This window comes from Oscillibacter valericigenes (assembly GCF_021531435.1).
Taxonomy (GTDB): Bacteria; Bacillota; Clostridia; order Oscillospirales; family Oscillospiraceae; genus Oscillibacter; species Oscillibacter valericigenes_B.
The window spans coordinates 1-12,491 of the sequence record NZ_JAFBIS010000039.1 but is presented as its reverse complement, the minus strand read 5'-3'; the positions used below and the strand labels follow the sequence as shown (position 1 = coordinate 12,491).

Genomic DNA, 12,491 nt, shown 5'->3' with positions numbered 1-12,491 from the left:
ATGAGGGTCACTTTGTCCAATTCCAGGTGCTTTTTCAGGATGTCCTCCAGCCGCCCATCCTCCTGGTGGATTTTCATCTTTCCGCCCTCGTCCAGTTCCATGACGAACACCGTGATGCTGGACAAAATGTTGGGGTGGACGGTGAACTTGTCCCGGTCCACCATGGTGAACACCGTGTCCAGATGCATGAAGGACCGGGTCTTGGGGATGTTGAAGGCCAGCACCTTCTGGAAGGTGCCGTCGTAAGAGAGAATGGTCTCCGCCAGGGTGTCGATGGAGTCCTCCCGGGTGCGCTGGGAGATGCCCACCGCCAGCACCTTAGGCGACAGCACCAGAATGTCGCCGCCCTCCAGAGAGGACGTCTCGCCCCGGTCGTACCACCGGGGCACGTTTTTGTATTTGGGGTGGTACTCAAAGATGAATTTGCCGAACAGGGTCTCCCGGTTCCGGGTGGCGGTGTGCATTTTGTGGAGGGACACGCCGGTGCCGATGGTGGCGAAGGGGTCCCGGGTGAAATACAGGTTGGGCAGAGGGTCCACCGCGAAGGGATAATCGTCCTCCACAGCGGAGAGGTAGTCGCCTAAACGTCCGCCCGCCGCCCGAAGCGCACTCTTGCGGACGCCCGCCATCATGGCGGACACCATCTCCCGGTCGGACATAGCTCCCAGGTACTCCTCCAGCATGTCCCGCGTCCTGGCGTCCGTCACGCCGGACTCCTCCAGGAACTGCCGCAGGAAGTCCTGCCGCACCTCCGGGCCGGTGAGGGATTCCGCCACCAGGTCGGCGAGGTACACCACCTCCACGCCCTGGGCGCGCAGGCAGTCGGCAAAGGCGTCGTGCTCCCTCTGGGCCTCTTTCAGATAGGGGATGTCGTCGAACAGCAGCCGTTCCAGATATTCCGGCATCAGATTTTCCAGCTCTCCGCCGGGACGGTGCAGCAGCACCCGCCGCAGACGCCCGATCTCGGAGGTATTATGGATCGCCGTCTCCAATAAAGCTCACTCCTTTTCAGGGTCAAAATGGGTTCCTGAATAGGGTTTCTGGATTTTGGCATTTCATGCATGGCGGCGCAAAAAAAGAACAGACCGAAGCCTGTTCTTTGCTTATTCCATCACTTCAAAGGTCCCCGCGATCTGCTCCAGCCGGACGCCGAAGCCCTCGGCGGCCTCCGCCGGGTACTCCCAGGAGATGACGTAGACCGTGCCGGCCCCCTCCGCCAGCATGAAGGACAGGTGATCGCCGTCCTCGTCCACGCCGGTCAACGGATCGCCCAGCTCGCCGCCCAGCAGGTCCTCGAACACATAGTCCTCGTCCAGCAGAAATAAATCCCGGGCCTCCGTGACCGTTTTTCCCGCGTAGTGAGACACCGTCAGCTCCACGTCGTCGTTGAGAACGCTCTCCCAGCTCTCCTCCGGGATGCCGTCATCCACCCGCTTCTCCAGCCGCCAGCCCTCGTCCGGGATATAGATGGAGTAGCCCTGGCCGGTGTACAGGGTGGCGGAGACCATCTCCGTCTCCCCCTCCACGGAAAACGCCAGGTCCATCCGCTCCGCCCGGCCCAGCTCTTCCGCCGTGGGAGCACGGTCCGGGGCGGCCTCCGCGGTGCTTTCCTCCTGGGGAGCGGGCGCGATCTGGGCGGTGGGCGCGGCCGTCTGCCGCCCGCAGCCCGTCAGGGACAGCGCCAGCAGCAGCGCAATTGCCAAATGATGTTTTTTCATCGAACAAAACCCCCTTTATCCTATTGGACGGTAGTCTGCCCGGAAAAGTTGCAAAAAAATCAGAAGAGGGGCAAAGGCCCCTCTTCTGAAAACGGTCAGGAATTGTGCTTGCCCAGGTACGCCTCTTTCACCTTGTCGTTGGCCAGCAGCTCCGCGCCGGTGCCGGACATGGTGATGTTGCCCGTCTCCAGCACGTAGGCAAGGTCGGCGATCTTCAGGGCCATGTTCGCGTTCTGCTCGATCAGCAGCACCGTCACGCCCTGGCGGTTGATCTCCTGGATGATCTTGAAGATGTCCTGCACCACCAGCGGGGCAAGGCCCAGGGAGGGCTCATCCAGCATCATCAGCTTCGGGCGGGACATCAGCGCCCGGCCCACGGCCAGCATCTGCTGCTCGCCGCCGGACAGCGTGCCCGCCAGCTGCCAGGAGCGCTCCTGGAGCCGGGGGAACAGCTCATAGACCCACTGGATGTCCTTCTCGATGCCGTCCTTGTCCTTGCGGAGGTAGGCGCCGATCTTCAGGTTCTCCAGCACCGTCAGGTCAGCAAAGACCCGCCGTCCCTCGGGGCTCATGGCGATACCGGCGCTGATGATCTTGTCAATGGACTTGCCCAGCAGCTCCTCGCCGTTCCACTGGATGGAGCCGCTGTGGGCCTTCACCAGGCCGGAGATGGTCCGCAGGGTGGTGGACTTACCGGCGCCGTTGGCGCCGATGAGGGTGACGATCTTGCCGTCGGGCACCTCCAGGGAGATGCCCCGCAGGGCCTGGATGCCGCCGTAATTCACATGCAGATTCTCGATTTTAAGCATCGTCGGCCACCCCCAGGTACGCGTCGATGACGCGCTGATTGTTCTGGATCTCCGCCGGCGTGCCCTGGGCGATCAGCTTGCCGAAGTCCAGCACGTAGATGCGGTCGGAGATGTCCATGACCAGATTCATGTGGTGCTCAATGAGGAAGATCGTCAGCTTGAACCGGTCCCGGATCTCGCCGATGAAGGCGGTCAGCTCATCGGTCTCCTGGGGGTTCATGCCCGCCGCCGGTTCGTCCAGCAGCAGCAGGCTCGGCTCCGCCGCCAGTGCCCGGGCGATCTCCAGGCGGCGCTGCTTGCCGTAGGGCAGGGAGGTCGCCAGCTCGTCCTTCACGTCGTAGAGGCCCACGATTTTCAAGAGTTCCTCCACATGCTGGCGCTGCTGCTGCTCCTCCTTCCGGTTCAGGCGGAAGGTGGCGGAGAACACGTTGCTGGTGGCCCGGCAGTGCTTGGCGATCAGCACGTTGTTGAACACCGTCTGGGATTTCCACAGGCGGATGTTCTGGAAGGTACGGGCCATGCCCAGCTTCGTAATTTTATCGGGGGTGGGAGAGAGCACCTGGGTGTACTCCCCGTTGTGCTCGCCCTTGTAGAGCTTCTTCATCTTGCCCTGGGGATGGTTCTCCACGATCTTCTCCCCGTTGAACCAGACCGCGCCGTTGGTGGGCTGGTACACGCCGGTGATGACGTTGAAGGCGGTGGTCTTGCCAGCGCCGTTGGGTCCGATGAGGGCCACGATCTCGCCCTCGTTGATCTCCAGGTTCAGGTTATCCACAGCCACCACGCCGCCGAACTGCATGGTGGCGTTTTCCACTTTCAGTACGTTCTTGCTCATTTGCCGGCAGCCTCCTTCTTGCGCTTTTTAGGACGTCTGTCCAGCAGGTCCGGCAGCTCCTTGTCGCCCATGATGCCCTTGCGGAAGAACAGCACGATGACCATGATGATGACGGACAGCACCACCATGCGGAAGCCGTTCTTGAAGATGCCGGGGGCGTTGATGCCAAGGAACTTGCCGGCGTCCAGGCCCCGCAGCAGCCACTCGGAGGAGAAGATATACAGGAAGCTGGCCAGAATGGAGCCGGTGATGGAGCCGATGCCGCCGATGACCACGATCAGCAAAATCTCGTAGGTCAGGGTGCTCTTGAAGGGCGCCGCCGCGATGGTGCCCATATACATCGCCATCATGCCGCCGCCGATGCCCGCGAAGAAGGAGCTGATGATGAAGGCCATCCGCTTGTGCTTGGCCAGGTTGATGCCCATGGCCTCCGCCGCCACCTCGTCGTCCCGGATGGCCCGGAATGCCCGGCCGTAGGTGGAGGTGATGAGCAGCAGGATGATGGCGATCATCAGTCCCGCCAGCACCACGTAGGGCGTGGCGTGGGAGAAGGCGGGATAGCTTTTCAGCAGGTTGGAGCCGTTGGTGATGGGGCCCAGGGCATTCCACTGGAAGAAGGCCCGCAGGATCTCGGCAAAGCCCAACGTGGCAATGGCCAGGTAGTCGCTTTTCAGCCGCAGCACCGGCAATCCGATGAGGTAGGCCATGAGGGCCGCCAGGATGCCGCCCACCAGCAGGGCCAGCAGCATGCCCACCACGGTGCCCACATTGTCCCCCAGGAACCCGGCGAAAATTTCGGGCAGGGAGAACTTGATGGCGCCGCCGTCGAAGTACTGGTACACGCCGGGGCGCTTGTCAACGGGGATGGTCAGCACGCCGTAGGCATAGGCGCCCAGCAGCATGAAGCCCGCCTGACCCAGGGAGAACAGGCCGGTGAAGCCGTTCAGGAGGTTCATGGACACGGCCACCAGGGAGTAGACCGTGGCCTTTTTGATGACCGTCACTACGATGTGGTAGCTGGGGAGGGTCAGGTCCACGACGACGCAGGCCGCCAGCAGGACCAACAGCACCGCCGCCGTGAAGATGGTTTTCTTCTTTGTCATTGACATCTTCCGCACCTCCTTACACCTTGTCGGTGACCTTCTCACCGAACAGGCCGGTGGGCTTGACGCACAGGACCACGATCAGCAGGGCGAAGGTGAAGGCGTCGGAGAAGGTGGTGTAGCCCAGGCCCTTGATGATCTCCTCGCAAAGGCCGATGATGAAGGCGCCCACCACCGCGCCGGGGATGGAGCCGATGCCGCCGAACACCGCCGCCACGAAAGCCTTGAGGCCCGGCATGCCGCCGGAGGTGATGGCCACGGAGGGGTAGTTGGTGAAGTACAGCATGGCGCCCACCGCCGCCAGGAAGGAGCCGATGACGAAGGTCATGGAGATGACGGCGTTGATCTTGATGCCCATGAGCTGGGCGGTCTCAAAGTCCTTGGCCGCCGCCCGCATGGCCATGCCGATCTTGGTGTGGTTGATGAGATACACCAGGACGAACACCAGCGCGATGGTCAGGATGGGGGTGATGAGGGTGACCCGCTTGGTGGAGGCGCCCAGAATGGTGATGTTCTCGGAGATCCAGGGGATGGGGTTGGTGACGGGCTGGGGCACGCCGCCGGTGATGTAGAACGCCAGGTTCTGAATGAGGTAGCTGACGCCGATGGCTGAGATCATAACGGACATTCTGGGGGCGGAGCGCAGGGGCTTGTAGGCCACCCGCTCGATGGTGAAGCCCAGGATGACCGTGGCGATCAGCACCAGGGGCAGCGCGATATAGAAGGGCAGGGCGGTGGTGGAGTAGACCATGACCAGGCCGGCCACCATGAATACATCGCCATGGGCGAAGTTGATCAGGCGCAGAATGCCGTAGACCAGCGTGTAGCCGATAGCAATCAGCGCGTACTGACCGCCAACGGAGATACCGTTGAGCAGATACGGAAACAATCCTTGCATGAGGAAACCTCCTGTGGTTTTTCTGATGGACTGGGTCGTCTCGAAAAAACAGCCTGTGCCGCTCTTTCGAGGCGGCCCAGCAAAACGACGAAAAAAGGGGATGGCGAGCGGGCTCGCCGCCATCCCCTTTTGCGCTGTTTGCGGATCAGCCGACGGTCTGGACCTTCACGAAGTCCCAGGCGCCGGTCTCGGTGTTGGCGGTCTTGATGAAGGCGGAGTCGCGGACAGCGTCGCCGATGTCGTCGAACTTGATCAGGCCGGACACGCCCTCATAGGAGACGTTGGGCAGAGCCTCCAGCACGGCCTTGGGCTCGGTGCTGCCGGCGGCCTTCAGGGCCTCCAGAGCGGTGAAGTAGGCGTCATAGCCCATGGCGGTGACAGCCGCGATCATGTCGTTGCCGCCGTTGTTGGTCTTGGCGTCGGCGTTGGCGTTGATCCACTCCTTGATGCCGGAGTCGAAAGCCTCATTGCCGCCCTCCTGATAGAAGGTGGTGACGAAGGCGCTGATGTTCTTGCCCTTGGCAGACTCGATGACCTTGTTGGAGTCCCAGGTGTCGGAGCCCAGCAGGGCGCCGTCAAAGCCCTGGGCGTCGGCGGCCTCCACGATCAGCTGGGCATAGTTGATGGAGACGGGGGCGAAGATGACGCCGGCGCCGGCGCTCTTGGCGTTGTTGATGTAGGACACGAAGTTGGCGGTGCCCTCGGGGAAGCTCTCAGCCACCACGGTGCCGCCCAGGTCCTCGAAGGCCTCGGTGAAGTAGTAGACCAGGCCCTGGTCATAGTCGCTGCCCAGCATGCCCAGGACGTAGGCGGTGCTCACGCCCAGCTCGTTGTAGGCATAGTTGGCCAGAACGGTGCCCTGGAAGGGGTCCAGGAAGCAGATGCGGAAGTAGACGGAGCAGTCGGACGTGACCTGGGGGTTGGTGCAGGTGACGCCGATGGCGGGGATGCCGGCCTCTTCAAAGATGGCGCCGCCGGCCATGGACACACCGGAGCCGTAGGAGCCCAGCACCACGCTGACACCGCGGTTCACCAGCTCGGAGGCGGCGGAGGGGCCGTTCTCGGCGGTGGTGCGGTTATCCACGATCTCCAACTGGACGTCGTAGGTCTCGCCGCCGATCTCCACGGTGGGCTGCACGTAGTTGGCGTACTGCATGCCCAGGATCTCCTGCTTGCCGCCGGCGCCGTTGTCGCCGGTCTGGGGCTCGAACACGCCGATCTTGACGACCTTGTTGCCGGAATCGCCGGAAGAAGCCTGGCCGGAGCCGGAGCTGCTGCCGCCGCAGGCCACCAGGCTCAGGGCCATGACCAGCGCCAGCACAAGCGCGAACAGTTTTTTCATTCTTTTCATCCTCCTGTTTGATGGGATGGCGGTCCATCCCTTATATGCAAAGCATTTTACGTGTTTTCCACAGCTATTGCAAGGTCAATCCTACACAGAAAATCCGCCCCGTTTTTCCGGTTTTTCAAGGGGAGATTTCCCGTTTTCATCAACGTTTGTCCTTATGCTGTGGACAGTTTCGGTCCGCAGGGTGTTTTCGCAAAATAACAGTCCGTGAATCGCGGACATTCGTTTTCGTGATTTTGCCGAACCGGGCCCTGAAAAATTTACGCCTCCGGGGTCTGGGGCAGCTCCTTGTGCCCCTCCATCACGGACAGGAACGCCTCCCGCTCCATGGTCTCATGCTCCAGCAGGTAGGACGCCACGGCGTTCAGCTTCTCCCGCCGCTCCGTCAGCAGCTCCTCGCAGCGGCGGTAGGCCTCGTCCACCACCCGGCGGACCTCCTCGTCGATCTGGGCGGCCACGGCCTCGGAATAGCTGCGGCCCTGGCTCATGGTGCGGCCGATGAACACCTCGTCATGGCCGGACTCGAAGGAGACGGTGCCCAGCTTCTCGCTCATGCCGTAGGAGGCCACCATCTTCCGGGCGATGGAGGTGGCCCGCTGGATGTCGTTGCTGGCTCCGGTGGAGATGTCGCCCAGGCACAGCTGCTCGGCCACCCGGCCGCCCAGCAGGGCCACGATCTCGTCCTCCATATACTTTTTGGAGAGGTAGGAGCGGTCCTCCTCCGGCAGGGAGATGGTCATGCCGCCCGCCTGCCCACGGGGGACAATGGTGATCTGGCTCACCGGGTCCTGGTTCGGTAGGGCGTGCATCACCACGGCGTGGCCCGCCTCGTGGTAGGCCGTCAGCTCCCGCTCATGGGGCGGGATGACCCGGCTCTTCTTCTCCGGGCCTGCGATGACCTTGATCTCCGCCTCTTTCAGGTCGCCCATGGTGATGAACTTCCGGCCCTTCCGGGCGGCCAGCAGAGCGCCCTCGTTGATAAGGTTCTCCAGGTCCGCGCCGGTGAAGCCGGCGGTTCCCTGGGCCAGCTTCCGGAGGTCCACATCCTCCGCCAGAGGCTTCCCCTTGGCGTGGACTTTCAGAATTTCCTCCCGGCCGCGGATGTCCGGCAGTCCCACGTAGATTTGGCGGTCGAACCGTCCCGGCCGCAGCAGGGCGGGGTCCAGGACGTCCGCCCGGTTGGTGGCCGCCAGAACGACGACGCCCTCGTTGGCGGCGAAGCCGTCCATCTCCACCAGCAGCTGGTTCAGGGTCTGCTCCCGCTCGTCGTGGCCACCGCCAAGGCCCGTGCCCCGCTGACGGCCCACGGCGTCGATCTCGTCGATGAATACGATGGCGGGGGAGGTCTTTTTCGCCTGCTCAAACAGGTCCCGGACGCGGCTGGCGCCCACGCCCACGTACAGCTCCACGAAGTCGGAGCCGGAGATGGAGAGGAAGCCCACCCCGGCTTCCCCGGCCACGGCCTTGGCCAGCAGCGTCTTGCCGGTGCCCGGAGGTCCCACCAGCAGCACGCCCTTGGGGATGCGGGCGCCCAGGGTCATAAACCGCTTGGGGTCCTTCAGGAACTCCACGATCTCCTGAAGCTCCTCCTTTTCCTCGTCGGCGCCGGCCACATCGTCAAAGGTGACCTTTTTGTCCTTCTCGCTGAGGCCCCGGGTGCGGGCCGCGCCGAATTTCGCCATGCGGTCAGGCCCCATGCCGCCCTGGGCCCGGGCGATGAGGAAGTACCACATCAGCCCCAGCACCACGGCCATCAGGATCCAGGGAAGGAGAATTTCCAGCCAGTTTGTGGTCTCCGGCGGCGGATAGTCGTAGTCCTTGATGATGCCCTTGGCGTCCTGGGCCTCGATGAGCTCATGGAAGTCCCGGTAGAACACGTCGAAGTCATAGACCTGATACCGGACGGTCTTGCTGCCGCTCAGCTCCCGGTAGAGGTCCAGCTCCAGCGTGTGCTGGTCGGTGAAGCGGAAGGACTCCACATTCTCCTGCTCGAACTGCTGCCGGACCTCGGCATAGCTCACCCGGCCCTCCTGACCGTTCAGCTGCCAGATCCAGCTCATGCACAGGCAGATCACCAGCGCCAGGAACAGGAAGCTCAAATTGGATGTGCGATTCTGCTTTGTCAAGACATTCCCTCCTTTGGGAACTCAATTATTTACTGTTCGGAATAGACCTCCGGCTTCAAAACGCCGATGTAGGGCACGTTCCGGTACTGCTGGCAGTAGTCCAATCCATAGCCCTTCCCACAGGGCAAGCCCGGTGGGAGCCCTTTCATCAAATTCGAATGACCCGAAATGAATCCGGGTCATTCCGAGGTTTTGCTCCGCAAAACGCTCGTACGCCGTGACCGGCGGCGGCGCTTTGCGCCGTCTGTGGCGGGCTATGGCTTTTAAGCCCCGGCGTAAACCTCCGGCTTCAAAACGCCGATGTAGGGCACGTTCCGGTACTGCTGGCAGTAGTCCAATCCATAGCCCACCACGAACTCGTTGGGCACCACGAAGCCAGCCAGGTCGGCGGTGATGGCCTTCTCCCGGCGGGAGGGCTTATCCAGCAGGGTCACGATGGTGATGGAGGCGGCGCCCTTGGTCATGAAGTAGTCCTTCAAAAAGGCCAGGGTGTTGCCGGAGTCCAGGATGTCCTCCACGATGATGAGGTGGCGGCCGGTGATGTCCTGCTGGATGTCGTGGTTGATCTTCACCCGGCCGGAGGACGCGGTGGCGTTCTCGTAGGAGCTGACGGCGATGAACTCCACATCGCTTTTCAGCTGGCAGGCACGGACCAAATCCGCCATGAACACGAAAGAGCCTTTCAGCACGCTGAGGAACAGCGGATTCTTGCCCTGGAACTTGTCATACAGCGCCTCGCCCATCTCCTGGATGCGGGCTTTCAGCTCCTCCTCCGTCACCAGGACCTTCAGAATGTCCTTTTCCATCTCACTTCTCATGTTGTTTCTCCTCTGTCTTTTTGTAAAATTTTACAAACACCGTCTGTCCGCCGGGACAGGGTGCGAAATCCGGTTGTACGCCGAACACCGGGTCGGCGGCGTGGGCCTCCCCCACCCGCAGCACCGGAATGGCGTCCCGCTCCTCCGGGGTCAGGCCCCGCTCGGCGCAGAGCCGCTTGAAACTCCTCGGCCCCCGGCTGCCGGGCAGCCGCAGCCAGTCAGACGGACGCCAGGGCGTGACGGTCAGGACCGCGCCTTCGGGCAGCGACAGGGGCAGCGCGCCGGGGGCGTCCTCCCCGGAAAGGCGCACCGCCGTTTCCCGGAACACCACGGTGTCCCCCACCGCGATAGGCTGTTCCCCGGTCCGGGCGGGCCGCCGGGTAATTTCCAGGGAGTATTTCTTCCGCCGGGCCGTCATGCCGTAGGGCAGGGACACTTCCCTTTCCTCTGTCCGGCCCCGGGCCAGGTCCAGCACCGCCAGCACATGGGCGGCGGTCAGGTCCCTCCGGTGTCCGCCGGTCTGGGCCAGCAATTGCAGCACCGCCCGCTCGGCCACCGCCTGGGGCACATCGGTGAGCATCAGGCAGGGCACGGACACGCCGTCCGGCAGCTCCTTCACCTGGTTCATCAGGCCCCGGGCCATGGACTCCAGCGCGTCGCTCTCCTCCCGCAAAATCGCGGAAGTCCGGGCGATGTTTTCCGCGCACTTGGGGTTGAGCTGCCGCAGCACCGGCATCACCGTGCTCCGCAGGGCGTTCCGGGCGGCGGCGCCGGGGTCTGAATTGGTGGAGTCCTCCACATGGGGAATGTCATGGGCAGCGGCGTAGGCCGCCAGCTCCGCCCTGGGGATGCGCAGAAACGGGCGGCAGATGTTCCCCCGCACCTGGGGGATGCCCGCCAGCCCCGCCGACCCGGTGCCCCGGATAAGGTTTAAAAGCACCGTTTCGGCGTTGTCGTCGGCGTGGTGGGCGGTGAGGATGGCGTCATAGCCGCCGTCCTCCGCCGCCTTGTTCAAAAACTCATACCGCAGCCGCCGGGCGGCCTCCTCGGTGGAGAGGCCCTCCCGCTCCGCCAGGGCGCGGGTGTCGCCGCTGCCGGCGGCAAAGGGGATGCGGCGCTTGCCGCAGTAGTCCCGGACGAACGCTTCGTCCCGGTCGGCCTCCGCGCCCCGCAATTGGTGGTTGAAGTGGGCGGCGCCCACGGAAAAGTCCGGCTGACGGGTCATATAGTCCAGCAAACACATGGAGTCCAGCCCGCCGGAGACAGCGCACATCACCCGGCCCCCGTGGGGGAACCGGCGGCCCAGGAACTCCGCTGCCGCAGCCAGCTCATTCATCGTCGTCATAGCGGTTATCCAGGGTGGAGAACTGGGTGTACTCGGGCATCCACCGCAGCTCTACCTTGCCGGTCTCGCCGTGGCGGTTCTTCGCCACGATGCACTCGGCAATGTTGTGCTTTTCGGAGTCCTCATTATAATAGTCGTCCCGGTACAAAAACAGAACGATGTCCGCGTCCTGCTCGATGGCGCCGGATTCACGGAGGTCCGACAGCATGGGCCGCTTGTCGTCCCGCTTCTCGTTGGCACGGGAGAGCTGGCTCAGGCAGATGACCGGGACGTTCAGCTCCTTGGCCATGATCTTCAGCATACGGGACATATCGGAAACCACCTGCTGGCGGTTCTCGCCGCCCCGGGTCTGTCCGCCGGCGGAGGTCATCAACTGCAGGTAGTCGATGACCACCAGGCCCAGGTTGTCCAGGCGGCGGCACTTGGCGTTCATGTCCGCCACGGACAGCATGGGGTTGTCGTCGATGCGGATGTCCACCTTGTTCAAAACGGTGGCGGCGCCGGCGATCTTCTCCCAGTCGGTCTCCCGCAGGGCGCCGGTCTTGAGGCGGTTGTTCTCCACCAGCGCCTCGGAGCTTAAAAGCCGGGTGGCCAGCTGCTCCCGGGACATTTCCAGGGAGAACACCGCCACGGTCTTTTTGGAGTTTTTCGCCACGTTCAGCGCCACGTTCAGGGCAAAGGACGTCTTGCCCATGCCGGGACGGGCGGCCAGCAGAATGAGGTCGGACTTGTTCAATCCGGTGATTTTGTTGTCCACGGCGGAGAGGCCGGTGGAGAGGCCCGGCAGGTGGTTCTCGCTCTCGCTCATCTCGCTGAGGCGGTCCAGCACGTCCGGCAGCACCTGCCGCAGGGGCACCATGTCCTGGGCGCTCTGGCCCCGGCGGATGGCGTACACCTTCTGCTCGGCGGCCTCCAGGATGTCGGCGGCCTCGCCCACGCCCTCCTGGACCATGGCGGTGATGTCCGCCGCGGCCTGGGCCACGCCCCGGAGCAGGGCCTTGTCCCGGACGATGGCGGCATACTCCATCACGTTGGCGCTGGTGGGGGTGATCTCCATCAGCTGGGCCAGGTAGGAGCGGGTGGTCTGGTCGTCGTAGATGCCGGCTTTCTGCATCTCCTCGCAGACGGTGATGCCGTCGATGGGCTTGGCGTAGGTGAACATGGAGTAGATGGTCTCGAAGATCTCCCGGTTCTGCCGCAGGTAGAAGTCCGAGGGACGGAGCTTGTCCATCACGTCCTTGACGCAGTCGGAGTCGATGAGCATGGAGCCCAAAACCGCCTGTTCGCCCTCCAGGGAGTGGGGCATCTGACGGAGCAGCAGGTCTTCCATTGCCATAAGGGGGGTCACCTCCATGTTGAAATCGGGAATGTCCCCGGCTGGGGGACGGGCCGGCGCGCCGTCAGGCGCGGGACGATGTGCCGCTGGGCGGCACGAGGACGGCCCGGGGGCGGGGAATGCCGGCCCACGGGGCCGGGACGGTAGTTTCGCGC

The 12,491-nt window shown here is 63.4% G+C and carries 11 protein-coding genes; all 11 read right to left on the bottom strand.

Annotated features, from left to right (window positions below; all coding sequences use genetic code 11):
- Positions 1 to 992, bottom strand: a 992-nt coding sequence (locus JQM68_RS13000) for an arginine deiminase (protein WP_235223450.1), incomplete at its 3' end; no start/stop codon positions are given.
- A gap of 111 nt (positions 993 to 1,103) precedes the next feature.
- A complete protein-coding gene (locus tag JQM68_RS12995; protein WP_235223449.1) occupies positions 1,104 to 1,718 on the bottom strand; it encodes a hypothetical protein in 615 nt (204 codons plus the stop codon).
- A 95-nt stretch (positions 1,719 to 1,813) separates the two neighbouring features.
- Complete coding sequence (locus tag JQM68_RS12990; protein WP_235223448.1) at positions 1,814 to 2,527, bottom strand: ABC transporter ATP-binding protein; 714 nt, start codon at positions 2,525 to 2,527, stop codon at positions 1,814 to 1,816.
- Entirely contained in the window at positions 2,520 to 3,362 is an 843-nt protein-coding gene (locus JQM68_RS12985; RefSeq protein ID WP_235223447.1) for an ABC transporter ATP-binding protein, read from the bottom strand. The genes JQM68_RS12990 and JQM68_RS12985 overlap by 8 nt, the downstream gene beginning before the upstream one ends.
- The gene (locus JQM68_RS12980; protein WP_235223446.1) at positions 3,359 to 4,471 is read right to left on the bottom strand and encodes a branched-chain amino acid ABC transporter permease; all 1,113 of its coding nucleotides are present in this window, start codon (positions 4,469 to 4,471) and stop codon (positions 3,359 to 3,361) included. The genes JQM68_RS12985 and JQM68_RS12980 overlap by 4 nt, the downstream gene beginning before the upstream one ends.
- A gap of 13 nt (positions 4,472 to 4,484) precedes the next feature.
- A complete protein-coding gene (locus JQM68_RS12975) occupies positions 4,485 to 5,363 on the bottom strand; it encodes a branched-chain amino acid ABC transporter permease (protein WP_235223444.1) in 879 nt (292 codons plus the stop codon).
- A gap of 145 nt (positions 5,364 to 5,508) precedes the next feature.
- A complete protein-coding gene (locus JQM68_RS12970; protein WP_235223442.1) occupies positions 5,509 to 6,705 on the bottom strand; it encodes an ABC transporter substrate-binding protein in 1,197 nt (398 codons plus the stop codon).
- Between the two features lie 266 nt (positions 6,706 to 6,971).
- Positions 6,972 to 8,837 carry an ATP-dependent zinc metalloprotease FtsH gene (gene ftsH / locus JQM68_RS12965; protein WP_268821524.1) on the bottom strand — a complete coding sequence of 622 codons (1,866 nt, stop codon included), beginning with the start codon at positions 8,835 to 8,837 and terminating at the stop codon, positions 6,972 to 6,974.
- Positions 8,838 to 9,100: 263 nt separating this feature from the next.
- Positions 9,101 to 9,655: a hypoxanthine phosphoribosyltransferase gene (gene hpt, locus JQM68_RS12960; protein ID WP_235223440.1), complete on the bottom strand. Its 555-nt coding sequence runs from the start codon at positions 9,653 to 9,655 to the stop codon at positions 9,101 to 9,103.
- Complete coding sequence (tilS, locus tag JQM68_RS12955; RefSeq protein ID WP_235223438.1) at positions 9,645 to 11,000, bottom strand: tRNA lysidine(34) synthetase TilS; 1,356 nt, start codon at positions 10,998 to 11,000, stop codon at positions 9,645 to 9,647. Before tilS ends, hpt begins: the two co-directional genes overlap by 11 nt.
- The gene (gene dnaB / locus JQM68_RS12950) at positions 10,984 to 12,336 is read right to left on the bottom strand and encodes a replicative DNA helicase (RefSeq protein ID WP_235223436.1); all 1,353 of its coding nucleotides are present in this window, start codon (positions 12,334 to 12,336) and stop codon (positions 10,984 to 10,986) included. The genes tilS and dnaB overlap by 17 nt, the downstream gene beginning before the upstream one ends.
- Positions 12,337 to 12,491: the final 155 nt, after the last annotated feature.